Genomic DNA, 23,975 nt, shown 5'->3' with positions numbered 1-23,975 from the left:
ATGATAGAAAAAACATATCCCATCACCGAAAAATTGCTCGCCAATGCGTTAAAGGCGGCACAAAGCCTGTTCGAGCTGTTAACCATCGAATCCGATAAGCTCAAGCAGAAAATCGACCCGGAGGCGATAGCCAATATCGCAGCCAACAAAAGAGAGTTGGTAGCCCAGCTCGAGCAATTTACCAAGCAATTGGGTCAAGTCTTGGCCACCGAGCAGCTAAGCGTCGGTAACGAAGGCGTCACAAAATACCTTGCCAAAGCCGGCGCCGCCGGCATCCGCGTCGAAGGCGTCTGGGGCAGTTGGGCCGGCCTCGCCAAGCTGTCAGAAAATTGCCGCGCGCTTAACGAACAAAACGGTGCCAGCATCGCGCTGTTGAGCCGACATACCCAGCGTTCTTTGCAAATATTACGCGGTAAATCCCCGCTGGCGGCCACCTACGGACCGGATGGCGTGACCCGTAACGAGCTGTTTTCGCATACCTTAATTTCAGTGTAGACTGGGCGCCGAACTAGTTTACGGACCGCTCGACATGCTGAGCAAGCTGAAGCATTTTTTTTCCAAAGCCAACGTATCGGCGCCTGAAGCCGAAGACGATTTATTGGCGTTCGAAAATCCGAATTTCATCACCGACCCGGACAAAATCGCCCGGCTGCTCGGAGAAATCGAGAACAGCTCGCCGTTATGCAGCATTCAAGTCGAAGGTTTCGCCGAAGATTTCAGCTCGTCCATCTTGAGCATCAAATTGGACAAAAACAGTATCATCCTGGACGAGTTGATGCCCAAACACGGCAACGACTTGTTGCTCCGCTCGCGGGCCTTGAAGTTATCGACATTTCACAAAGGCATTCACTTGTCTTTTAATTTGACGGACATCGAGATCGGCCATTCCAGAGGCATCAATTACTACAAGGCGCCGCTGCCGGATCGGGTATTTTATCCGCAGCGCCGGCGCTCGCCGCGGCTGGAAATCAGTGCCATCGACATACCGTTCAGCGGTGTCGTGCAACGCACCGGCATATCGATTGGCGGTTATCTGTTCGATCTGTCCAGGGGCGGCGCCGGAGTTATTGTGCCGGTCAATAGAGCCCGGGTACAGCGCGGCGACGTAATCAAGAATTGCCAAATCAATTTCGACGATTACGTGATGGATTTCGATTTTGCCGTGCGCTTCGTCAAACCGGTTTCGGCAACCTCTCCCAAGGTGCAAATCGGCGGTTTCTTCGAAGGCTTGTCGGCGAGAAGCCAGTCCAAGCTGTCGTATTTCATCACGTCTTTGGAGCGGGTCGAGATTCGAAAACAGAAAGCCTAACTCGCTCGCTGTGTTAAAATCCGTCCGCTAAATTCACTCGGTCCCGGTAGCTCAGTAGGATAGAGCGGTCCCCTCCTAAGGGACAGGTCGTACGTTCGAATCGTATCCGGGACGCCATACAAATCAAAGGCTTACATGGCCTATGATTGTTCAAAAATACCCATGGGGCACTCATGGGGCAATTCAAAATAAAACACCCCAAAATCAGGCAATCAAAACCGGCTACATGGGCAGACTGTTACATTATGACGCTGACTAAAAGCGCCATGTATGGCGGATTTCAGCTAGTAAACAGACCTGCAAACATGCCGGTATATTGCTTGACCAGCTCGGCATCCGCTTTTTCCAGCTCTTCCGGCCTAACTTCCTCGGCAGGACAGCCTGCCATTTTCTTAACACATGGCGGCAAGCTTGAAAAAGATGAATGCGCGATTTGCCGATATGTCAAAACAACTTGGCTTATAACCTTTGCGTTTCAGTTCTGAAATCCGAAGCCATAGAGGACTCAAGTTGGCTTTCCAGCGCTCGTTGCTCCAGTAGTTAAAGCGATGCAGCTTGCTGTGTGTTCATTTTTTACTCCTGTTCATTATTGGTGAACAAGCTAAAATAATGAACAACTCACCGAGCAGCCGAGCAAGCCAGCGTGAAAACAACAGAAATCAACTTATTAGATCAAGCCATCGACCAACTTAAACGGAACACTGGCTTTACGATCAAAATCAATCAGTTTCACAGGCAATATGTGGATGCAACCGGTTTTATAGATACCGGCGCAAATCGAATACCGATTGCAATTGATATAAAAAAGCTCGTCATCAACAGTATTCTCCCGGCAATTGCGCATCAATTTACGCGCATGACTGAGCACGGTTTGGTCGTAGCCCATTACATCAATCCGTTGATGGCCGAACGTCTCAAGGACATGGGCATCTGGTTCATCGATACCGCCGGCAATGCCTATATCAATGCATTGCCTATTTATGTCTATATCAAAGGCAACAAGCCAGCTGAGGCTCAAACCAGCAAAGCGGTAAACCGGGCATTTACTCCCATCGGTTTAAAAATCGTGTATGCCTTGCTATGTCGACCGGAATTGGTCAACGCGCCTTATCGCGAAATTGCCCAAACAGCCACGGCCGCATTGGGGACAGTGGCCTTGGTGTTCAAAGACTTAATACAGTTGGGCTATATCGTCGATATGGGGGGGCAAGGTCGCCGTCTAAAAAACCGCCAGAAGTTATTGGAGCGCTGGTTAATAGCTTACCCAGAGCAGCTCCGGCCCAAACTGGAAACAGGAAGATACCGAGCACCTGATCCTAACTGGTGGCAGATAGCGCCCTTACACAATCTGCAAGCCTATTGGGGAGGGGATGTTGCTGCGGATAAGCTCACGCATTATTTAAAGCCAGCAACTATTACGATATATGTCATGGCGGAATGGGCGAGCAAGCTCAAGGTTGCCCACAGATTGCGCAAAGATCCGAGCGGCGATATCGAAATTCTGAATACATTTTGGGACGTTGAAGGTGAATTTAACCGCACTGACGTCGTGCACCCGATACTGATTTACGCAGACCTGCTCGCCAGCGGCGACCCGAGAAACCTTGAAGTAGCACAAATCATCTATGAGCAAGAACTTGCTGAACATTTCCGGGAAGATTAACGAACCCTTCCTTGGCATTTATGCGGAGATCGCTAATGTTGCCGAACAGATCGACCTACCGTTTTTTATCATCGGTGCCACGGCCCGAGACCTGATTTTCGAACACGCATACGGCATCAAAGCGCCCAGAGCTACTCGGGATGTCGACTTGGCCGTTCAAGTAAACGACTGGCAAGCCTTTGAAACGCTGAAAAGCCAATTACTAGCGACAAATCAATTTAGCCAAGACCCAAAACAATTACAGCGGCTGCTTTACCGCGAGAACATTCCGGTCGACATCGTGCCGTTCGGCGGCATCGAAACCGACGGTAGCATTGCCTGGCCGCCGGAGTACAGCATCCAAATGACCGTCACCGGATTTCAGGAAGCCTACCAGCACACACAAATCGTTAGATTGCGGGAACAACCGCCGCTGGATATTCGTTGCGTTACACCGGTCGGTTTATTAATCCTGAAATTGATTGCCTGGAGCGAGCGTTATCCCCAAGGTGGGAAAGACGCCTTGGATATTGCCTTTGTGTTACGCAACGCCGTGGGCGAATGGAATCGGGATCTGCTTTACGACCATCACACCAATTTGCTGGAAGACGCCGATTTTGACGAAGACCTTGCCGGCGCTAGGATGTTGGGCCGGCAAGCCGCCGAAATGCTATCCTCACCCACTTGGCAGTTGGTCGTCGGCATATTGCATGCCCAAACCGGCGAGCAGTCGGATTACCGGCTCGTCGCAAACATGGTCCAAACGCCCGACCAATTTAACCAATACTTGAATTTACTGGACGCACTCTATCGCGGCATCACCGAACAGCCGCCACAACAAGGATAACCACCACCGTGACCCAACCCACCAAGAAACCCAACGGCGAACAGGACAAATCGCTGGAAAACTGGCTATGGGATGCCGCCTGCTCCATTCGCGGCGCGCAGGAAGCCGCCAAATACAAAGACTTCATTCTGCCGCTGGTGTTCGTCAAACGCCTGTGCGACGTTTACGACGACGAAATCAACCGCATTGCCGAGCAAGTTGGCGGCCGGGAAAACGCCTTCAAGCTGGCCAAGGCCGATTATCAGCAAGCCCGCAAAAACGCCCGCCCCGGCGAAAAACCCAAGGCTATGACCCGCTTTTATTTGCCGGTACAACCGGAAAATGCCGCCGATGCGGTGTGGTCGGTGATTCGCAAACTGACCGGTAAAATCGGTGAAAAGCTCACCGACGTGTTGCACGCCATCGCCAAGGAACACCCGGAACTGGACGGTATCGTCAACCGCATCGATTACAACGCCACCAACCACGGCGTGCGCGAAATCGAAGACGACCGCCTGTCGATGCTGATCGAGGAAATCAGCAAAAAACGCTTAGGGCTAAAGGACGTGGAGCCGGATTTGATCGGCCGCGCCTACGAATACCTGATCCGCAAATTCGCCGAAAACTCCGGGCAAAGCGCCGGCGAGTTCTACACCCCCAAGGAAGTCGGCATCCTGATGGCGCGCATCATGGCGCCGGAACCGGGCATGGAAATCTACGACTCCAACTGCGGCTCCGGCGGTTTGCTGATCAAATGCGAGCTGGAATTGCAACGTAAAATGGCCGCCAAAGGCCAAGACCAATTCGTGCCCGCCAAACTCTACGGCCAGGAATTTACCCCCGGCACCTGGGCCATGGCCAACATGAACATGATCATCCATGACATGGAAGGCAAAATCGAAATCGGCGACACCTTCAAAAACCCCAAATTCCGCGACAAAGGCCAACTGAAACGCTTCGACCGCGTGGTTGCCAATCCGATGTGGAACCAGCCCGGTTACGACGAAAAAATCTACGACGCCGACGAACTGGACCGTTTCCCCAAAGACGCCGGTTTTCCGGGCGGCAAGGCCGACTGGGGCTGGATGCAACATATCTGGGCCAGTCTGAAAGACGACGGCCGCGCCGCCGTGGTGCTAGACACCGGCGCTGCCTCGCGCGGCTCCGGCAACGCCAACAGCAACAAGGAAAAAGACGTGCGTAAATGGTTCGTCGAGCAGGACTTGATCGAAGGCGTGATCTACCTGCCGGAAAACCTGTTCTACAACACCAGCGCGCCGGGCATCATCATTTTCCTCAACAAACGGAAACCGGCGGAGCGGCGTAACCAGCTATTGCTGGTCAACGCCAGCCAGCACTTCAAAAAAGGCGACCCGAAAAACTACATCCCCGACGATAGCATCGAGATGCTGGCCGAGGTGTTCTTGAATTGGCGCGAGCAGGAGAAGTTATCGAAGATTGTCAGCAAGGATGAAATTGTCAAACACGATTACAACATTTCGCCGAGTCGGTATGTGCATGTCAGCACGGAAGGCGAATTTAGACCACTCCAGGAAATCATTGATGATCTTTCCGAGTTGGAATCGCAAGAAACGCTTCAAAAAACAAGACTCAGAAATATCTTTGAGACTCTAGGAATTGAATATGGAGCATAGTCTCGTACTTGAAGAATTGCCAAAAGGTTGGGAAATAAAATTTTTTTGCGATATTTGTAACAAAATATCCGAGTCTTATCAGCCCACAACAGACGGAGATTCGGTTTATTTGGGGCTTGAGCATTTAGAAAAAGGATTCCCAAGGCTAATAGGAAAAGGCTCTGAAAATGAAGTGAAGAGCAGTAAATCCGCGTTTAAAAATGGCGATGTTTTATTTGGAAAGCTTAGGCCTTATTTAAGAAAGTCGGTATTGGTCGATTTTGAAGGTGTATGTTCGACCGATATTCTTGTTTTTCGCAATAAGGAAAATGCGGTAAATGAATATTTGAAGTATCTAGTTCATACCGACCAATTCATTCAACACGCCATAAAAACCACCGCCGGCGTACAACATCCTCGGACTTCATGGGCAAGCCTAAAAACATTCAAACTAAGTTTGCCGCCGAAAGATGAACAACGAAAAATTGCATTAGTACTTTCCACCATTCAGCAAGCCATCGAGTTACAGGAGAACTTGATCAACACCACGCAAGAGCTGAAAAAGGCGTTGATGCAAAAGCTGTTCACTGAAGGTTTGCGCGGTGGACCGCAGAAGGAAACGGAAATTGGCTTTGTGCCGGAGAGTTGGAGTGTTGCACCGATTGAAAACGTGGCCGAAATCAAAGCGTCTGCAATGTCATATACTCAACTAGCGAACGAAAATAACCAAGATAATAGTGACCTAATTATTCATGGCGTAAAAGTATCTGACATGAACATCGAGGGTAATGAGATATTTTTTAATAATTCAAATTTAGTTCGATTTTTAGATGAGGCGAAAATAAAACGGACTGTTCCATCTTATTCTATTATTTTCCCGAAGAGGGGAGCTGCAATTGCTACGAATAAAAAAAGAATCGCCAGAGAACACACCGTTTTGGACCCAAACCTAATAGCGTTGATCCCCAAAAACATTATCAATTATAAGTATCTTTATTGGTGGATAGAAACCTTTGATCTTAGAATGATTACCGAACCAGGACCTACGCCACAGCTAAACAAAAAGAATATTGCCCCAATATTGATGCCTTTACCATGTCTATCGGAACAAATCGAGATTTCTGGCGCAATAGATTCAGTTCAAAACAAAGTTGAAATATCACAAGCAAAGAAGAAATTGCTAACCGAACTCTTCAATACCATGCTCCACAAACTGATGACCGCCGAAATTCGCGTCAATGAGCTGGATTTGACGGAGCTGGAGCAAACGTTGGCAAACTAAAATCAAAGGAACACAAGGACATGGCCAAGCCGGGCGAGCATAAAACCGTACAAAGCCGCATTTTGCACTATGCCGAAGCGCTCGGCTGGATTGTGGTCAGCCGCAGCGAAGCGGAAGCGCGGCGCGGTTTCAAGGAAAGCGACACCTTCGAAGAGCGCAGTCGCGGCGCCGATCTGTTTTTTTCCGAACTGCTGTATGCCAAAGCGTTGGAATTCAACCCGCGCCTGCCGGACGACTTGCCGGCCTTGTTGCGTCGCTTTGCCTTGTTGAGCAGCGATATTTTTGGTAACCGCGCCGCGCTGGATTTGATTCGCGGTCACGGCAAGTTTTCGGTCAACGACGAAAAACGCGAGCTGGATTTGCAATTGATCGCGTTCGACGACATCGGCAAACCGCCCGCGCAATGGCGCAATGTCTATGAAGTGACCGAAGAATATTCGGTTCACAACGGCTACTACGGCAACCGCGCCGACGTGGTGTTTTTGATCAACGGCATCCCGGTGTTGGTGATCGAATGCAAAAACGCCAACAAGGACGAGGCGATTGCCTTGGGCATCGACCAGTTGCGCCGCTACCACGAAGAAACCCCGGAAATGATGGTGCCGCCGCAGTTGTTTACCGTTACCGAAGCCATCGGCTTTGCCTACGGTATCACCTGGAACACGGTGCGGCGCAATATCTTCCACTGGCGCGGCGACGAGGTCGGCAATCTGGAGCAGAAGATCACATCCTTCTGCCAGGTCGATACGCTGTTAGGCTTCTTGCAGGATTACATTGTCTTCGCCGAAAAAGACGAGGAACTGAACAAATTCATCCTGCGCCAGCATCAAACCCGCGCGGTGGAAAAAGTGTTGGCGCGGGCGCACGATCCAAGCAAAAGCCGTGGACTGATTTGGCATACTCAAGGCTCCGGCAAGACCTTTACCATGATCAAAGCTGCCGAACGCCTTTACAAAGCCCCGGACAGCGACAAGCCGACGGTGTTGTTGATGATAGACCGCAACGAGCTGGAGGATCAGATGGTCAGGAATCTGAAAGCCTTGGGCGTCGACGCGGCACGGCAGGCCATGAACATCAGGGATTTGGCCGATATTTTGAAAAGTGATTACCGCGGCATCGTGGTGACGATGATGCACAAGTTTCGCGGCATGCCGGCCAATCTGAACGGCCGCCGCAACATTTATGTGTTAATCGACGAAGCCCACCGCACCACCGGCGGCGATTTGGGGACGTATTTGATGGCGGCGATTCCCAATGCCACTTATATCGGCTTCAGCGGCACGCCGATCGACAAAACCGCTTACGGCAAAGGCACCTTCAAAACCTTCGGCATCGACGACCAGGAAGGCTATACCGACAAATATTCGATCCGCGATTCGATTGAAGACGGCACCACACTGGAGCTTTATTACGACTTGGCGCCCAATGAATTGCTGGTGCCGAAGGAAGATTTGGAAAAGGAATTTTTGAATCTGGCGGAATCGGAAGGCGTGTCCGACATCGAGGAACTGAACAAGATTCTGGAGCGGGCCGTCAACACCAAGAACTTTTTAAAAGGCGCGGCGCGGGTGCCGATCGTCGCGCAATACGTCGCCGACCATTACACGCAAAACGTCGAGCCGCTGGGCTACAAGGCGTTTTTGGTGTGCGTGGATCGCGAGGCCTGCGAACTCTACAAAGACGCGCTGGATAAAATCCTGCCATCGCATTATTCCGACGTGATCATTTCCCATAACCACAACGATAGCAAAGGCCTGAAGCGCTTCCATTACGACGAGAAAAAAGAAAAGAACATCCGCAAGGAGTTCGCCAAATTCGGCACCTATCCGAAGATTTTGATCGTCACCGAAAAATTGCTGACCGGCTACGATGCGCCGATTTTGTATGCGATGTATCTCGACAAGCCGATGCGCGACCATACCTTGTTGCAGGCCATCGCCCGCGTCAACCGGCCGTATGAAAACGAGCGGGAAGAATTGGTCAAGCCGCACGGCTTTGTGCTGGATTTTATCGGCCTGTTTGACAAGCTGGAAAAAGCCCTGGCCTTCGACAGCGACGAGGTGAATGCCTGTGTCAAAGACATTGCTTTATTGAAAGGCTTGTTCAAGGCCAAGATGGAAAGCAAGGCGCCGGCTTACATGCAGTTGATCCAGCACAACTTCAACGATAAGGACGTGGACAATCTGATCGAACATTTCCGCGACAAGGAGCGGCGCAAGGCGTTTTTCAAGGAATATAAGGCCATCGAAATGCTGTACGAAATCATTTCGCCGGATGTGTTTCTGCGGCCGTATATCGACGATTACGCCACCCTATCGAACATTTATGCCGTGGTCGCCAAAGCCTATGCCAAGCGGGTTTATGTGGATAAGGCCTTTCAGAAAAAAACCAACGCACTGGTGCAAGCCAAAGTCAGTAGCACCCAAATCGGCGAAAGCTCGGGTATCTATCGGCTGAATGCGCAAACCATCGAATTGATCAAATCCCAGCATGAGGGCAAGAACACCAAGGTGATCAACTTGGTGAAATCGATCGAGAAAAACGCCGAAGAGCAAAGCGACGATCCGTTTCTGGTGACGATGGCGGAGCGGGCGCAACAGGTGCTTGACAGCTACGAAAGCCGCCAGGAATCGACGCAGAAAGCACTCGACAAGTTGCTGGAGCTGATGCAGGAAAACGAGCGGCGCAAACAGGCGCAGGTGGAAAAAGGCTTTGATGGCATGACGTATTTTGTGTTCTGCCAATTGCTCGATCATGGTTTGGCCGATGCGGAAGCCGTGTCGGTGAAAATCGGCGAGGCCTTTGTCAAGCAACCAAACTGGCTAAAAAGCGAAGATGCTTACCGGGAATTGCGGCAGAGTATTGTTTTTGCACTGTTTGGGGTATTGCAGGACATGAATGAAATCGCCGCCATTGCCGATGAACTGCTGCGCTTGATCGCGAAAGCGCACAAGGCCAAACGATGACCTGGACGGACAAGGATGAATTCAAGGCGTGCGTTTACGACTGGGCCAAGAAGCTGAATGTCGAGGTTAATCATTTATCATTGCGGCCCATGAGCACCAAATGGGCATCCTGTTCGACTAACGGTAACCTGAACTTCAATACCGAGCTGTTAGCATTGGAGCGCGACGTGGGCGAATACGTTATCGTGCATGAGCTGCTACATTTCACGGTGCCGAATCATGGCAAGTTGTGGAAGGCGCTGATGGAGGCACATCTTGGCGATTACCAAGCGTTAGATGCGCGGTTAAAGAACATTGGGTTGCAGGGGCGTGCTGTTTTGCCCGAGGGCGGCTGAAAAAGTCTGTGTAATTTTGGTGTAAACAAGCCTGGAAATTTTAGGTTTTCGAGAGAAGTTGTTAGATGCACAAACTTGCTCTGGGGTATTGGTTTTATATAAAAATCAAACGCCTAAGATTTATTAGGTATCTCGTAGAACAATTGCGCTGTTTACTCCTAAGGGACAGGTCGTACGTTCGAATCGTATCCGGGACGCCATTAATTATGAGCGTCAAGTTGTTATCCTAATGGCCCCCAAGTGAAAGCCTTGGGTCCACATTCTGTCCCGATCTAAAAGGACAGGCGATTTCTCACCCGTCCCTTCAGTAATGCAAAAAGCCGCTCAGTAGCGGATTTTATCGGTCTGGATTTGCCATAGCCGGAACGGCTCCGCGGCGGATTCGATGGCCAGGTGCCGCATCTCAATCTGGCGTTGGTCGGCAGGTTTATCGATTTCAGTATAAATCAGACTGTCGTCGAAACCGGCTTGGGCGGCGTCGTCGCGGTTGCTGGCGAAATACACCGCTTCCAACCTGGACCAATAAATCGCGCCCAGACACATCGGGCAGGGCTCGCAACTGGTGTACAGCGCACAGTCTTTCAGTTGAAAGTCCTGCAGATACTGGCAGGCCTGGCGGATTGCCAGGACTTCGGCGTGGGCGGTGGGGTCCATGTTCTCGGTGACTCGGTTGCCGCTGGCGGCGATGATGCGCTGGTCTTGCACGATCAGCGCGCCGAACGGGCCACCGCCATTAGCGACGTTGAAACAAGCCAGTTCCACGGCTTGGAGCAGAAAGTCCCGGTGCATCATAGGTCCAGCGGGTTGCGCGGATCGACATCGTCCATGAACGGCAGCCGGCGGTCTTCGTTGGTGATCTGGTAGACCTTGCCCAGCCAGTTGTTGAATACCGCTTTGGCCGAGTCGCGCCAAGTGATGTCCAAACGTTCGACAATTTGCTCCTCCGGCATCGCTTTCAGTTGCCGGCCACCGTGGCGGGCGGCTTGTACGTGGCTGGCGTATTCGGCCAGCAGGCGTTGCGCCGCCTCGTCGAAATAATGTTCTGGGTACGGCGGATAATCGTCGCGTTCGGCCCGGTAATAGCGCAGTACCTCGCGTTTGTATTCTTTTAACAGGCTGATGTCGTCGTATTCCGGGTGGCCCTGGAAAAACACGATGCGGAAGCCGTCCGGGCTTACCGCCAAATGCACGCCGGCCTGGTCGCTGGCGACCAAGACCTTCAGCCCGTGTTTTTCCATGTCGCTGCGGAACACTTCGTTAAAGCGCGAATGCGGTACGTCGAAACGGGTGTTAATCTCGGCTACCAACGGATGCGAACGGTCCACGACTTTATGCGAGTAGACGCCCCAGCGTTTGGCCGGCAGCCGGGTACGCTCGACGCCGTAGCAATGTTGGATCAAGGCATGGGTGGCCAAGCAGGAGCACAAAACCGAGGTGACGTTTTCCTTGGCCCATTCGAACACTTCGGTCAACGGCTGCCAAAAGTCTTCTTGCTGTAAATGGTCGTGGGTGACGTTGGCACCGCTGATGATCAGCGCATCCAGGCCGTCGCGTTTTATTTGCTCGAAACTTTCGTAATATTTTTCGATGTGCGCCAAAGCTTCCGGGCCGCGTTCCAGGCCGTCGATGGTAAACGGGTGGACGTGGAATTGGGCGATCTGGTTGCAGGCGCCGACCAGCCGGAAAAACTGGCGCTCGGTGGCTTCCAGCGCCGCGTCCGGCATGATATTCAACAGGCCGATGTGCAATTCGCGGATCGATTGGTGGGCGGCGCGGTCCGGGGTGAGAATTTCTTCGCCTTCTTCCTGCAAACGGCGGAAAGTCGGCAATGCGGTATGTGCGACTAAAGGCATGGCAGTGTTGCGCTCATACGGTTTCGCGAGCGATCGCGCTGGCGATCAGTTGGATGAAGTCGTCCTCGGTTTCCACGTTGGCGGTTTCGTCGGCACTGACGGTGTAACCGTATTGGGCGGCAATCGCTTCGTAGCGTGGCACGCGGGCCTTGAACAGCTCAGGAAACACCCAGCTAACGAATTCGTCGGGTGGAATTTGGTCGGTGCTTTGATAGTTGCGTTCGCGCATGAATTGCGCCAGCTTTTCGTCGACGAATTCGGGGCGGTAATACAAGGGTTTCGGGTCCTGCTTGGCGCGGTCGATGATGGTCTGTTCCAGCGCCGGCGGAATTTTGATGTAGACGATCAGCGTGTGCTTGGCCAGATTTTCCAAAACTTCCGGGCAATCCAATTCGCAAACGCTGCCGCCGGCGTCGTTGATGAAGTGCTTGTAGCCGTAGATGGCTTCGGCTTTATGGATGAAATCCGGCACGTCGTTCATCGCCGCGATCTCGGCTTGGTGGTGCAAGGCCTGGCGGCGTTTGAATTCGGCCTGGCTTAAGCCGCCTTTGCTGGGGTCGCCGATTTTGCCCAGAAAGCTGGACACCGGCGCCAGATTGTCGACGGTGATATTGCTGCAAATGTAGATCGAGTCCGACTTCAGCAGGTCCCGCAAAAACGGCACGCCCATCGCTTGTTGTTTGATATTGTCCAGGATCGGTTCTTCCAGGTACTTAGTGCCGATTCGGTAGTCGCCGGAATAATGGAACCATTTGTCCTTGGGCAGTTTGGCCGATAGCGTGGTCTTGCCGGCGCCGGACATGGCCAGCAGCGTGATGCTTTTGGACTCCCAGTCCAAAAACTGTTGCGGGGTCATTCTCATAAAGTCGTAATCAATCCAAAAAGTCGCTGATATCCAAATCTTCCGAATCCGCGCGGGTATGGCGGTCCGGATCGGTATAGCCGAGATCGTCGGTTTCCAGGTCGTCGAACGGTGCGCTCCAATCGTCGGGATCTTCGATGTAATCGATGGTCGAGCCGTACCAGGATTCGTTGTCGTATTCGCCCAGGTCGCCGTTGGCGTATTGGACTTCGATGGATTCGTCGGCTCCCTCGATCGCCACGACCTTGAAGGTAAGATTGCTTTCCAAATCTTTATACCAACGGCCGATGACCGGATCTGCAATGGTTGTCATGGTTGCATCCTCGCTGTGTTGATGTGGTGGGCAATGATAGCGAGTTTAGCGGGGCGGTGCGAGTGCGGCGGCGCAAAACCGTGGCGAAATTCGATTAGAATGGCCCAACACTGGAACTTTTAAGCGGTTATGAACGAAGAGCGCATTATCGAATTGGAAATTAAACAAGCCTACCAGGAAGACTTGATTCAAGCGTTGAACCAGGTGGTGGCCGATCAGCAAAAACAGATCGGCAAATTGGAAGAAACCTGCAAATTGCTGCACGACAAGATCAAGAGCCTGGCGTCGAGCATGTCGGAGCGGCCGTTGCTGCCGCTCGACGAACGGCCGCCGCATTACTGATCCGCGGCCGGTTTAAGACTTGGAACGGTTGCGGTGGCCGGTTTTGCCGTGGCTGCCGGCCGCAGCAACGGTTTGTTTCGGTTGCGGAAACGAGCTGCAATCCAGATTTTTGCCGTGCAGTCGGCGGCAGAAATCGCGGCTGTCGTCCTGTTGCAGGCCGGTCCATTGGCTAAGCCAGACCGTGCCTCTCTTGTTTTTGCTTTTGACTATCCGCGGCTGGCCGTTTTTCGCCAACGGCCCCAACGCATTGCGGACCCGTTGCAGGTTGACGTCGGCATCGATTTTGCGCGGAAAGCTGCCTAGGCTGACGTTCCAAGATTGGCCGGTAATGCGCGGCTGCGGTTTGTTTGCCGCCAGCAGCCGGCGTTCCTTACTTTCCGGCGTTTCGTTGATACGGATCGGTTCGTAACGGCTGATGCTGCCGGAATCGGCGCCCATTTGCTCGGCGCTGCCGGCGCAACGGTTGGAGGCCAACTGAAACGGCGGCGGCAATTGAGCCGTGTCGTGCAACTGCGAAATATACTCGCCGGATTGGTTACTGCCGCTTTTGGCGAAGCCCATGTCCAACAAATTACTCATTTGCTCGAAGCGTTCGCCGCTGCTGTGGGCGCCCAGCAACACGCCGATGATCCGGTGGCCGTTGCGTTTGGCCGAAGCGATCAGGTTGTAGCCGGAGCCGCAAGTAAAGCCGGTTTTGAAGCCGTCGGCGTCGGGGTAGGTTTTCAGAATTTTGTTGGTATTCGGCATTACCCGGCCCTTGTAGCGGAATTCGGTTGCCGAGAAGTAATGGTAATACTGCGGGAAGTCGCGCAATACCGCCGCCGATAACAAGGCCAGATCGCGGGCGCTACTGATTTGGCCGTCGTTAGGCAGGCCGCTGGCGTTTTCGAACGAACTGCTGCTCATGCCCAGGCGGTGGGCGGTTTGCGTCATCATCGCCGCGAAATTGCTCTCGGTCCCGCCCAGCCGTTCCGCCAAAACCACCGCCGCATCGTTGGCCGAGCGGGTGGTGACGGCCATGATCGCTTGTTCGACAGTCAAGCTTTGCCCGGCGCGCAAGCCCAACTTGGAGCTGGGCATAGACGCGGCATGTTTCGACGCGTAAACGGTATCGGTTAACTTCAGGTCGCCGGATTCCAGCGCGGCAAAGGTCATGTACATGGTCATGACCTTGGTCAGCGATGCCGGATACCAGCGTTGGGTGGATTCGTTCTCGTGAATCACCCGGCCGCTGTCGGCGTCGATGACGATGGCCGCGTAGCGGGCAGCCGCAAACGGGCTTTGCAGCAGCAGGCAAGCCAGGGAGATCAGGGCTAAACGGGGCGTAGGCAGGGCGCTCAAGTTATTACTTTGCTCCAGGAAGGTAATGTAAGCTTATGAGGACATTATTTAATCAGAAATTTCACTTTCGACAAAGGTGGATTTCGGGGTGGGGCGGACGGAGTCGCCAGTCCGAGTGGCGGATTTTTACCCGAATCGGCACGGAAAATTCGGTTTCGCCGGAGCGGCGAGTCCGTCCGGCGGCGGAATTTGCCCGGCGCCGGCCACTATCGGGAAAATGCGGAATTGGCCGACGCTTGGATCAGTGGCCGCTACGCAACTCGAATTTGTGACGGGCTCGGCGTTTTTGTTGCCAGCGAATCACGCCGGTAACGAACAGCAGCGGGCAGGCCAATCCGGATATCAACACCAGCCATTGCCCGGTCAAACCGAAGGCCTCGCCGGTATGCAAAGGATGCAGCCAGTTGATCAGCGTGTCCGAGCCGCCGAGATCGGCGGGATCGCTGACCGCCAGTATCCTGCCGCTGTATTGGTCCACCCAGACATTGGTTTTCGGGAAGCGCTGGCTAGGCTCGCCGTCTTGGCGCAGATTGATGCGGAAACTGCCGCCGGCGTCGTGCGGGGTTTCGATCCAGCACAAGCGGGCGTCGGGAAAAATCGACTGGCCGGCAGCGACCGCTTGATCGAGGCTAACCCGCTGTTGTCCGGGCGCTGATGGTGAGGATTGCGGTTTGGGCATGGCTTGTAGCGGCGAAAAATAGCCGAACAGCGGATTGACGTATTGCGGGATTTCCAGGGCAACGCCGGTCAGCGCCACAACCAGCATCACGATGAAAGTGTAAAAGCCTGCCAATTTATGCAGGTCGTAATTCCGCCGTTCCTTGCTGGCGTTGGCCTTAACCGTCAGCGCGGTTTTTAGTTTGCTTAACGGCGGCCACCACAGGTAGAGGCCGGAGATCAGCGAAATCAGCAAAATGCCACCGACAATCGCCATCAGAATTTTGCCGGGGTCGTCCAGCAGCAGTTTGTAATGCAGATCGTACAACCAAGTCATCGCAAACTCGCCCCAAAAGCGGTTCGCCAGCACTTTGCCGGTGTAAGGGTCTAACGAAACCATTAACGGTGCGAAACCGTGGTGAGCCGTTTCTTCCGGTTTGTAATAGCGGGCGGTTACCGCTCGGCGCGGGTGTTCCGGAATTTCCAGCCGCCAGCCGCGTTGCCGGCCTGGTTCCGCCTGGCGTAAAGCCTGGTACAGGGCTTCGTAACTTTGCCGCTGTGCGCCGGGCTGGGCGATGACCAATTGCGGATTCAGCCATTCGTCGAGATCGAGATAGAACACCAACAGGCTGCCGGTCAGGCCGACGACGGCAATGACCAAACCCAAGCTAAGCCCCAAGTAAAGATGGACCGCCAACCAAAGCCGGCGGGCGGTCTGTTTCTTGTTGGCTTTTAACGCAGGCGAAGCCATGTTTTAGTAATCGAACTTGACGCTGACGGCGCCGTAAAACGCGCGGCCGTCGCCGGGAGAATAAAAGGCATACCGCTGGCCGGCGCCGTAGCTTTCGTCGTACCACAAGTATTCGCGCTGGGTATCGGTCAGGTTTTTCGCCTGGAATTGCAGTTCCACTTGTTTGGTCACCTGGTAACCCAAGTCCAAATTCAACAGCGCGTATTCGCCGTGTTTGCCGGCGTCGTTGGCTTGATCGACGAAGTAGTTGCCTTGGCCGCTGGTCCATAACGACGAACGCAGTTGTTGGGTAATTTGATAGTCGATACCGGCGGAAAACAGGTAATTGGGCGTATTCACGACTTGGTTGCCCGCGGTGTATTCCATGGCGTTGGCGACCACCGCCGGCGGATTGGTGATCTTGGCCTCCTGCAGGGAGTAAGCCGCCCAAACGCCGAAGCGGTCGGTCGGATACACTTTGAGTTCGATGTCCACGCCTTGCCGCTTGGTGGGGCCAATCATGGTGGAATCGGTACTGGCCAGATTGCGGCTGATTTCATTGCTGGCATCTTGCATCCAATAGGCCACCCGGCCTTCCGCCCACGCGACCGGAGATAATTTCACGCCGATTTCCCAGCCGTCGTTCAGAGAAGGACCGGTATTTGATTGGTTTCGCCCGACAAAAGTGGCTTGTCCAAGGCCTACTTGGAAAGTCCGGCCCCAGTTACCGTAGAGGCTGTAGCCTTCGATAGGGGTGATCACCGCGCCAATTTTGGGTTGCGAGATGGTCCCGTAATCGTTGATCGGGTAGGCGCCATAGGTGGCGCCGGGACGGTAGCTGAAAAAATCGCCGTCGATCACGTCGGCACGATAGCCGGGCGTCAATTTCAACCATCTTGTCGGCTTGATGACCGCTTGGATGTAACCGCCGTAATTCAGAAAGGTCCAATGCTCATCGTTACGGATATTGGCGGCGCTGCTGGGGTTGGCTATGCCGTTGATGGTCCGGTATTGCTTGTACTTGTTTTCTTGCTGTTGAAAATCGAAGCCGGTTTCGATCGAGAAATCGTCCAGCCAACTGACTTGCGGGTGGTAGGTCAGCGATGTGATGGCACCGTACTGTACTTCGTCCCGGTCGCGTTTGACCTGGGAAAACGCCGGGTGAAACTGTACCAAGCGTTGGTCATCGAAAATATTGCCGTAAGCCTTGTTCGACCAGAACAAGGTTTCGCTTAAGTTGACGTCGAGATGGGCGCTGATCTGGCCCACGGTGCGCTTGCTGTAATCCAGCGGGTCGTGCGGTGCGGCTTGCGTCGTGCTGGCAAGTTGCTGCTGATAGGTCAGGTAACCCGGCTCTTGGGCGCCGGCCTCGCTCCAACGTGCGATCAAACCGGCTTTATATTTGTCGCTCGGCGCATAGAACCATTTGCCGGAGAAGCTGTTCTTGTCGGAATCGCTGCGGTCGCGATAGCCATCGCTGGCTCGGTACGAAATCTGGTAGTTCTGCGAAAAGCCGTCTTTTTCGTAGCCCAAGCCCGATTGGATCTCGTGGGTGTCGAAACTGCCGTAACTCATCCGGCCTTTGACGTAATTGCCGCCAGTGGAGGTGGTCATATTTACGTTACCGGCAATGTTATGCAGGCCGTAACGCGGATCGTTGGTGCCCCGTACCACTTCGATCGATTCGATGTCCAGCGGAAACAAGGCATCCAAATAAGGCATGTTGCCGTCGTTGGAGTTGCTGGGAATGCCGTCGATTAACAGTTTCACCGCGTTGGTGCGGCCCTCGCCATTGAAGCCGCGGAACGAAAATTTGCCGGTGGTGGTACCTTGTCCGAATTGGGTAATCTGCACGCCCGGCATGCGATGCATCAAGTCGAATGCAGTCAGGACGTTTTGGTCGGCGATTTTATCGGCGTACATGATATCCACCGACGTGGCGATGTCTTTGCTGGTCAGTTTGCCGTTTTCCTGTTGATCACTGACCGTAACTTCGCCGAGCGAGATGATCGAGTCGTCCTTGACCGCTTGCGGTTTCGGTGCCGGCGGCGCTTTCTTGATGGTGATAACGCCGTCGCCGACGTTTTCGGATTGCAGCCCGTGCTTGCGTAACAACTGCTCCAGCGCCTGCTGCACGGTAAATTCGCCGTGCAGCGCCTCGGCCTGGAGGCCTTTGACCAGCGAATCGGCATAAATCAACTTGGCGCCGCTGGTTTTCGCCAAACTGTCCAGGCTGGCAGCCAGGCTTTGCGCCGGCAGATCGAGTTGGTTCGATGCGGCTGCGCCGGCCCAGCTATTGCCGGCGACTGCCAAAGATAAAGCCAGCACCGGCGCAACGGTGCGGCCGCGGTTGCGCTGCCGGTAAGGGGGATTGGTTGATCGGCTCATTGTCGTCTCCTGTGTAATGAAGGTAGGCCAGGCCTTTGCTGACGATACCTGTCATAAACGAAGCAAGGCAACGAAACTGGACAGCGGCACCGAAAATAATTTTCGGCGGGGCGGAAAATGGGCTGCGGAGGCTGTGTCAGCGTTTATGCAACACAACCGTGTCTTTACCGCGCTGTACCCGCACCGGCAACGTCGTTTGCAGCGCGTGTAAAAACGGCTGCAGATCGCCGGCGTCGAAACGTCCGCTCAGGGTTTGTTGGCCGAGCGAGCTATCGGCGAGTACGAAATGGAGATTATGGTAACGCTCCAATTCTTTGGTCACGTCGGCCAGCGGCGTGTGGTTGAACACCAACTGGCCGCGGGTCCAGGCCAACACCGGCTCGGCGTCGATTTTTTCCGGTGAATGCCAGCGGCCTTCGGCGTCGAGGCGGCGGCGGAAACCGGCGCTCAATACTTCTCCCTGCCAACTGCGGCCGACGCGCAGTTCCACTTCGCCTTCTAATACCGAAACCGAGATTCCGTCTGAGTCCTGGTGGCGTACGTTAAACCGCGTGCCGATGTCGCTAATGTGCCCTTTGCCGGCATGGACCCGAAACGGGCGCCAGCGCTCGTGCGCCACGTCGAATAGGGCTTCGCCCTGTTCCAATTCGATTTCGCGGCGCAACCAGGTGACGCGGATGCGCAAGCGGGTGGCGGTGTTCAATTGCAGGCGAGAACCGTCCGCCAACGCGATTTCGCGGCGTTCGCCGATCCCGGTCTGGTAGCTGGCGGCCGGAGCCGATAGTTCCTGCCAGGCCGCGGCAAGGGTCGCTGCGAGAAATAACCCGGACAACAGCGGCCGGCCCTGGCGCCAGCGCGGCGGCCGGGCGGCGCGAGCGTGCTCCAGCTCCGGCAAATCGGCCGATTTCAGCGCGTCCAGATTGCCCCAGAATTGTTCGACTTCGCTAAACGCTTGGCGATGCAGCGGGCTTGCCGCCAGCCATCGCTCGAATTGCCGGCGCTGTTCGAGATCGACGCAACTGGACTGTAACGCTACGAACCAGGTCGTGGCTTGTTTTAGGTGGTGCTGGGCGGGAGTGGTAGCGGTCATCCGGAGATTTCAGACGGGTCTTGGACAAATAGCCGGTGCGAGTTTACCCGATTCGGGCGCGGGATGGGGCGGTACCCCGCGACGGCCAAGACTATGGCGGGGTATCGCGGCAATATTCGTGGCAATGCAACATCGCTTTGACCAATTGGCGTTGCACGGTTTTTTCGGAAATACCGAGTTGCTCGGCAATTTCCCGGTAACCGAGTTCGTCGATTTTGCGCAGCAACAAGATATGCCGGCACTGGGCCGGCAACGCGGCGATCGCGTCCAATAGGCGCCGGTAGCGTTGGTTGACGATTGCGGCATATTCCGGCTGCGGTAACGGGCAGAGAGCGTCGTCCGGCAAAGCTTCCAGTCGCGCGCTGAGGCGCTGGCGCTGGCGGACGAAATCGATCGCCAGCCGCTCTGCGGTGCGGAACAGGTAACCGCTCAGATTGTCGCTATGGGCCAGCCCGTCTTTACGCAACAGGCGCAAATAGGTTTCCTGGCTCAAGTCTTGTGCCGTGTCGGGGCATTTGACGCGCTGTAACAGAAAATGCACGATCGCTTCCTTATGGTCGCGAAACAGCGCGGCAATCTGATCGGCGGGAATGGCGGCAGCGGACAAGGCGGGCTCCGGTGGCAGAAGATGGAGCCCGTTCCAAGCAATTTATCTGCCAGTCCCGCCGTAGTAGCGGCGATCCCGGATTTTCAAAGCCGGAGCGGAAAACGCGGCGGAATTTCGCCGGCAAATTTAATTAATCTAAGTTAAATGACGCGATTGATCGGGCATATCGCGCATGTTCGGATCGGGCCGATTCGGCGGCCGCCGGCGCACGCGGCGGCCGGAATCGGCCTCAGACCAAGCGAATGCCAAGTTCAGCCGGAGCCGGGTTTGCTATATCATGCCGCTACCATTCATTAAAAAAATTCCAAGGGGGAGGCTATGGATAAACTCAGAGCGTTGGGTCTGGGACCGGCGGGTCAAGACGAACAAGCGGTCAAGCGGCAATTGCATTTGTATATCAATTTGAAATTGGCGTCCTGCGGCCAGCCGACCTGTATCGATCAGGCCTCGGCCCAGTTCATGGATACCGCTCAGGATTTATTGAACAGTTATCTGGAGAAAAGCCGGCAATTGGCCAGCTCCTCGTTGTACCCCGCCGACCGCCGGATTCAGGATTTCCTCGATCGCTATTGCGGCGATCTTGGTCTCGAAAAAGTGCCGTCGCTGCCGACCATGACCTTCGAATTGGACCGGCACGGCGTGGCCCGCGAACTTTCGTTGCCGATGGGCGAAGACGAATTCCGCTCCGAAATCGTATCCAGTTTCCGCGTCAAACAAGGGGTTTTGCATAATCCGGCCAGCGACCGCCGCACCACTCAAGGCTCTTTCCACATTGCCGAAGGCGGCTTGCCGGTGCCCGGCGACAAAAAACAGGTGCCGAAGCTAACCTTTGCCTTGATGCTGGCCGAGGCCTTGAATCCGCCGCAAGACTTGCTGACGCTACCCTTCACCGCCAATCAACCGCAGCCGGCGCACATGTTCGCCTCGTTATTGCTGCGTCCGGTGGTTTGTCCGGAAATTCCCGGCGTCACCGCCGAGAAGTCGATGGAAATCCGCTTTTTCGCCCCCGGAAATCTGGTCAGCAACCTGGATTTCGTCGAGAGCATTTTCGGTAACGGCGGCAATCCGGCCTTGCCGGAATGCGATGCGGCACTGGACGTCGAACATTGGTCGGGCCACAGCGGCTGCGTGATTCTGGCGCCGCATCTGGTCAAGCTGACCAAGAAACAATTGGGCTTGCCGCACTGGGCCGATGCCAGCGAGCGCCAGCGCGCGGAGGGCATGTGCTGGCAGGACCCGGCCGAGCTGTATAACGACGGCCAGGCCTTTAAATTGACTGCCCGCGACCGCTCCGGCATCATCGTCACGCTGTTGGCCGACAATTATTACGGCTATTGCAAAAAGGAAGTGAAAACCCAGATCAGCTATGCTGCCAACCTGTTCGGCCTGGCCGAGGAAGAGCATGCCGGCGGCGCGCTGGCCTTCCGCCGCTTCAACCACGGCGACGAATTCGGCATCGGCAGCCTGACCCGCGAGCCGGGCTACGATTTCGACGACATGGTTTACCGCTACGGCGCGATCATGGATATGCAGCCGGAAGGCTACGCGGTGGACAAGCAATACCCGGACATCATCTACGTGCCGCAAGATCTGCGGATGAGCTTGAACAACCAGAAAATCACCTGGATCAGAAACGGCCAGAGCCACAGTATCCGCTTGCAACCCGGCAAAATTTACGTGCAGCCCAACGGCTACAAGATCGAAATGTGCAAGCACCCCGGCGCACCGTCCTGGCGCTTGATCGGTACCGTCGCGGAAGGCACGTTCTGCCACAAACCGTGTACGGTTTCGGGCGGCGGCAAGTCGGAAATTTCCAAATCCATCGAGGATGCGGTGATTTACGGGCCGCTGTTCGTCGACGATTTGCAACACGATCTGGACCGGGTGCAGGCGATTTTCGACAAGGATTACACCGGCCGCTTCCTGCCGGGCTACGAGTACGAAGACCGCGATCCGGCCCGCAAGATTCTGAGTCCGGAGCGCAGCCTGGGCTCGGTCATCAAGTTATTGACGCCGTCCAGTTACCATACGCCGGAGTTCAACAACTGGCTGAAGTCGATCCCGCCCAGCATTCTGGCTTTGGTGTTCCTGATCAAACGTTTTTACCGCGAAGAGTGGGGCGAACACTGGCGCGACCATTTGTCGGTGGATGTGATCGACGGTGCGCCGGGCCACGAGCTGAAACTGAACCAACGCAAGATCGTCGCCACCTATTTGCGGGTCGGCTTCGACGCCGAAGGCGGCTGGCGCACGTTTAAAGTACGCCAGGACTACATCGCCTGCGAGAAAGTGCAGATGGAAGACGACATCAGTGCCTCTGTGGTGGTGCCGACTGCGGCGGTGCTGCCCTGGCTGCCGGACGACGGCTATCAGATGAGCTTGAAGCTGGTCACCAACTGCGAGTACCGGCTGTTCCAGCGCCCGGACGATGCGATCATTCCCGGATACGATAAACAGACCGAGCTGAACATGTCCGGCCCCGGCAACTTCATGGCCAATTTCGAACCGTTGGATCGGGAAAAGCTGGCGGCCGTGGTGGAAGACGTCATGACTTTTTCCAAATTCACCCCGCCGATGCAAAACCTGTTGAGCGAAGCTTACCGCGACGGCAAGGGCTTTGTCGTGTCTTCGGCGCATCCGCGGTTGGTGAACGGCAAACCGTCGAAAAACCCGCGCTATCTGGAAACCCGGGTCGATGTGGTCAAACCGCTGCGCAAATACGTCGCCGAAGTCGGCGCCCGCCTGCACCGGAAAATCCCGCTGAACCAGCCTTTGTGCCATCCGGTGGATGCGGTGCTGACCGGCCGGCGCAATAACCCGCCGGAACCCGGCATCCGGCCGCTGGCGGTGTACAACCCGATTCATTACCAGGAGTTGCCGGAATTGTTCATGGACTTCATCAGTTCGTTGACTGGCAAATCGCCGTCGACGACCGGCGCAGGCAGCGAGGGCGCGCTGACCAAAGGTCCGTTCAACGCCTTGCGCGGCATCACCGACCTGAACAACACGCTGGTGTCCTACATTCTGACCGGCTATCCCGGCTTTTCCAGCTCCGCCGGCCATATCGGCCCCGACACCCGGGTCGACCACGACATCAGCCTGTTGATTCCGGAAATCTGGGCGCGCTTGTCGCGCCGGGAACGCGAGGCCGATTACCTGTTGCAACACGGTTATCTGGAGCCGCTGACCGATTTCGAACACAAAGGCCAACTGGTCATGGCTAGCCGGCTCGGCTACCGTATCACCAGCCACTTCGTGCATAGCCTGATGGGCAAGATCTTCGACAACCCCTACGCGGTGTTCACCGACGAGATTCTGCAACCGGAACGGCAAAACCTGGAGGTGTTCGTCGACGGCGTCAACAATATCGTCGAAACCCAGCAGCGCGTGGCGCAGCAATATCTGGACGACGGCAGCATCGAAGACGCCTGCCCGCCGTTGTATGCGCTGCTGCACATCATGGCGACCGGCCATTATCAGGGCAAGGACGCGCACCATCCCGAAATTCGGGCGATGTTTACCCGCGACTATTTGTTGGCCGCGGATTGGTACCGCGAGCGGCTGGAAATCAAACAGCAACGCGAGCTGGCGCTGTGGCAACGCCACGTCGGCTATCTGGAGGCGTTTTTGCGCGACAACAGCCATCAGGCCGTGGTCGGCGAATTGAAACTGGCCGAGCGTTTGCAGCGGGCGCAACGCAAACTGCAGGAACTGTCCGGACCGGCCTATCTGGAATCTCTGGTCGGTACCCTGGGCGCCGATCCGCTAGGGCCTTACCGCTGCGTCACCGCATAAAGC

19 protein-coding genes and 1 tRNA gene are annotated in these 23,975 nt (G+C 55.0%); 11 read left to right on the top strand and 9 right to left on the bottom strand.

The genetic code is table 11. From position 1 onward, the window contains the following. The 9 genes from VXJ35_RS19070 to VXJ35_RS19030 all read left to right on the top strand — a co-directional run bounded on the left by VXJ35_RS19070 (position 1) and on the right by VXJ35_RS19030 (position 9,994). Positions 1-495: a flagella synthesis protein FlgN gene (locus VXJ35_RS19070; protein ID WP_064022773.1), complete on the top strand. Its 495-nt coding sequence runs from the start codon at positions 1-3 to the stop codon at positions 493-495. Between the two features lie 34 nt (positions 496-529). After that, complete coding sequence (locus tag VXJ35_RS19065; RefSeq protein ID WP_054760602.1) at positions 530-1,309, top strand: flagellar brake protein; 780 nt, start codon at positions 530-532, stop codon at positions 1,307-1,309. Between the two features lie 40 nt (positions 1,310-1,349). After that, positions 1,350-1,426 (top strand) — tRNA-Arg (locus VXJ35_RS19060). A gap of 526 nt (positions 1,427-1,952) precedes the next feature. After that, positions 1,953-2,972 (top strand): type IV toxin-antitoxin system AbiEi family antitoxin, encoded by a 1,020-nt coding sequence (locus VXJ35_RS19055; RefSeq protein WP_064022772.1) that lies wholly within the window; start codon positions 1,953-1,955, stop codon positions 2,970-2,972. Beyond that, positions 2,935-3,798, top strand: a complete 864-nt coding sequence (locus VXJ35_RS19050; protein WP_064022771.1) for a nucleotidyl transferase AbiEii/AbiGii toxin family protein — start codon at positions 2,935-2,937, stop codon at positions 3,796-3,798. Before VXJ35_RS19055 ends, VXJ35_RS19050 begins: the two co-directional genes overlap by 38 nt. Before the next feature lie 8 nt (positions 3,799-3,806). Continuing rightward, positions 3,807-5,432: a type I restriction-modification system subunit M gene (locus VXJ35_RS19045; protein WP_064022770.1), complete on the top strand. Its 1,626-nt coding sequence runs from the start codon at positions 3,807-3,809 to the stop codon at positions 5,430-5,432. Continuing rightward, positions 5,422-6,693, top strand: coding sequence for a restriction endonuclease subunit S (locus VXJ35_RS19040; protein ID WP_064022769.1), 1,272 nt, complete (start codon positions 5,422-5,424; stop codon positions 6,691-6,693). Before VXJ35_RS19045 ends, VXJ35_RS19040 begins: the two co-directional genes overlap by 11 nt. A 20-nt stretch (positions 6,694-6,713) precedes the next feature. After that, entirely contained in the window at positions 6,714-9,659 is a 2,946-nt protein-coding gene (locus VXJ35_RS19035; RefSeq protein ID WP_064022768.1) for a type I restriction endonuclease subunit R, read from the top strand. Beyond that, positions 9,656-9,994 (top strand): M48 family metallopeptidase, encoded by a 339-nt coding sequence (locus VXJ35_RS19030; protein ID WP_064022767.1) that lies wholly within the window; start codon positions 9,656-9,658, stop codon positions 9,992-9,994. Before VXJ35_RS19035 ends, VXJ35_RS19030 begins: the two co-directional genes overlap by 4 nt. Before the next feature lie 324 nt (positions 9,995-10,318). On the opposite strand, the gene VXJ35_RS19025 is transcribed toward VXJ35_RS19030, so the two are convergent. Genes VXJ35_RS19025 through VXJ35_RS19010 form a run of 4 tightly spaced genes read right to left on the bottom strand, consistent with a single transcriptional unit; the run spans position 10,319 to position 13,022 of the window. After that, positions 10,319-10,786 carry a nucleoside deaminase gene (locus VXJ35_RS19025; protein ID WP_157198233.1) on the bottom strand — a complete coding sequence of 156 codons (468 nt, stop codon included), beginning with the start codon at positions 10,784-10,786 and terminating at the stop codon, positions 10,319-10,321. Then, positions 10,783-11,847, bottom strand: coding sequence for a homoserine O-succinyltransferase (locus tag VXJ35_RS19020; protein ID WP_064022765.1), 1,065 nt, complete (start codon positions 11,845-11,847; stop codon positions 10,783-10,785). Before VXJ35_RS19020 ends, VXJ35_RS19025 begins: the two co-directional genes overlap by 4 nt. Positions 11,848-11,860: 13 nt before the next feature. Beyond that, positions 11,861-12,709 carry a hypothetical protein gene (locus VXJ35_RS19015; protein WP_064022764.1) on the bottom strand — a complete coding sequence of 283 codons (849 nt, stop codon included), beginning with the start codon at positions 12,707-12,709 and terminating at the stop codon, positions 11,861-11,863. A 10-nt stretch (positions 12,710-12,719) separates the two neighbouring features. Further along, positions 12,720-13,022 (bottom strand): DUF6763 family protein, encoded by a 303-nt coding sequence (locus tag VXJ35_RS19010; protein WP_054760620.1) that lies wholly within the window; start codon positions 13,020-13,022, stop codon positions 12,720-12,722. Between the two features lie 129 nt (positions 13,023-13,151). Between VXJ35_RS19010 and VXJ35_RS19005 the strand changes: the two genes are divergently transcribed. Beyond that, positions 13,152-13,364, top strand: a complete 213-nt coding sequence (locus VXJ35_RS19005) for a SlyX family protein (RefSeq protein WP_064022763.1) — start codon at positions 13,152-13,154, stop codon at positions 13,362-13,364. A gap of 12 nt (positions 13,365-13,376) precedes the next feature. On the opposite strand, the gene VXJ35_RS19000 is transcribed toward VXJ35_RS19005, so the two are convergent. The 5 genes from VXJ35_RS19000 to VXJ35_RS18980 all read right to left on the bottom strand — a co-directional run bounded on the left by VXJ35_RS19000 (position 13,377) and on the right by VXJ35_RS18980 (position 20,177). After that, a complete protein-coding gene (locus tag VXJ35_RS19000; protein WP_231914783.1) occupies positions 13,377-14,705 on the bottom strand; it encodes a D-alanyl-D-alanine carboxypeptidase family protein in 1,329 nt (442 codons plus the stop codon). Between the two features lie 241 nt (positions 14,706-14,946). Continuing rightward, complete coding sequence (locus tag VXJ35_RS18995) at positions 14,947-16,113, bottom strand: PepSY domain-containing protein (protein WP_064022762.1); 1,167 nt, start codon at positions 16,111-16,113, stop codon at positions 14,947-14,949. 3 nt (positions 16,114-16,116) lie between these two features. Next, entirely contained in the window at positions 16,117-18,480 is a 2,364-nt protein-coding gene (locus VXJ35_RS18990; RefSeq protein ID WP_082881001.1) for a TonB-dependent receptor, read from the bottom strand. 136 nt (positions 18,481-18,616) lie between these two features. Continuing rightward, positions 18,617-19,570, bottom strand: a complete 954-nt coding sequence (locus tag VXJ35_RS18985) for a FecR family protein (RefSeq protein ID WP_064022761.1) — start codon at positions 19,568-19,570, stop codon at positions 18,617-18,619. A gap of 91 nt (positions 19,571-19,661) precedes the next feature. Next, positions 19,662-20,177, bottom strand: a complete 516-nt coding sequence (locus VXJ35_RS18980) for an RNA polymerase sigma factor (RefSeq protein WP_064022760.1) — start codon at positions 20,175-20,177, stop codon at positions 19,662-19,664. Between the two features lie 318 nt (positions 20,178-20,495). On the opposite strand from VXJ35_RS18980, the gene VXJ35_RS18975 reads away from it, so the two are divergent. Beyond that, positions 20,496-23,972: a hypothetical protein gene (locus VXJ35_RS18975; protein WP_064022759.1), complete on the top strand. Its 3,477-nt coding sequence runs from the start codon at positions 20,496-20,498 to the stop codon at positions 23,970-23,972. Positions 23,973-23,975 lie beyond the last annotated feature (3 nt).

Origin of the sequence: Methylomonas sp. DH-1 (assembly GCF_046097555.1) — a bacterium.
GTDB classification, from domain to species: Bacteria; Pseudomonadota; Gammaproteobacteria; order Methylococcales; family Methylomonadaceae; genus Methylomonas; species Methylomonas koyamae.
Note: the sequence above shows the minus strand (reverse complement) of the source record. Positions and strands in the feature narration are given on the sequence as shown.

What these genes read in the sequence shown, in the direction of transcription:
- VXJ35_RS18985 (WP_064022761.1), bottom strand. Translation starts at nt 19,570, where the DNA reads ATGACCGCTACCACTCCCGCCCAGCACCACCTAAAACAAGCCACGACC.
- VXJ35_RS19050 (WP_064022771.1), top strand. Translation starts at nt 2,935, where the DNA reads ATGAGCAAGAACTTGCTGAACATTTCCGGGAAGATTAACGAACCCTTC.
- VXJ35_RS18975 (WP_064022759.1), top strand. Translation starts at nt 20,496, where the DNA reads ATGGATAAACTCAGAGCGTTGGGTCTGGGACCGGCGGGTCAAGACGAA.
- VXJ35_RS19020 (WP_064022765.1), bottom strand. Translation starts at nt 11,847, where the DNA reads ATGCCTTTAGTCGCACATACCGCATTGCCGACTTTCCGCCGTTTGCAG.
- VXJ35_RS19030 (WP_064022767.1), top strand. Translation starts at nt 9,656, where the DNA reads ATGACCTGGACGGACAAGGATGAATTCAAGGCGTGCGTTTACGACTGG.
- VXJ35_RS19010 (WP_054760620.1), bottom strand. Translation starts at nt 13,022, where the DNA reads ATGACAACCATTGCAGATCCGGTCATCGGCCGTTGGTATAAAGATTTG.
- VXJ35_RS19040 (WP_064022769.1), top strand. Translation starts at nt 5,422, where the DNA reads ATGGAGCATAGTCTCGTACTTGAAGAATTGCCAAAAGGTTGGGAAATA.
- VXJ35_RS19025 (WP_157198233.1), bottom strand. Translation starts at nt 10,786, where the DNA reads ATGATGCACCGGGACTTTCTGCTCCAAGCCGTGGAACTGGCTTGTTTC.
- VXJ35_RS18990 (WP_082881001.1), bottom strand. Translation starts at nt 18,480, where the DNA reads ATGAGCCGATCAACCAATCCCCCTTACCGGCAGCGCAACCGCGGCCGC.
- VXJ35_RS19015 (WP_064022764.1), bottom strand. Translation starts at nt 12,709, where the DNA reads ATGAGAATGACCCCGCAACAGTTTTTGGACTGGGAGTCCAAAAGCATC.
- VXJ35_RS19065 (WP_054760602.1), top strand. Translation starts at nt 530, where the DNA reads ATGCTGAGCAAGCTGAAGCATTTTTTTTCCAAAGCCAACGTATCGGCG.
- VXJ35_RS19035 (WP_064022768.1), top strand. Translation starts at nt 6,714, where the DNA reads ATGGCCAAGCCGGGCGAGCATAAAACCGTACAAAGCCGCATTTTGCAC.
- VXJ35_RS18995 (WP_064022762.1), bottom strand. Translation starts at nt 16,113, where the DNA reads ATGGCTTCGCCTGCGTTAAAAGCCAACAAGAAACAGACCGCCCGCCGG.
- VXJ35_RS19070 (WP_064022773.1), top strand. Translation starts at nt 1, where the DNA reads ATGATAGAAAAAACATATCCCATCACCGAAAAATTGCTCGCCAATGCG.
- VXJ35_RS19005 (WP_064022763.1), top strand. Translation starts at nt 13,152, where the DNA reads ATGAACGAAGAGCGCATTATCGAATTGGAAATTAAACAAGCCTACCAG.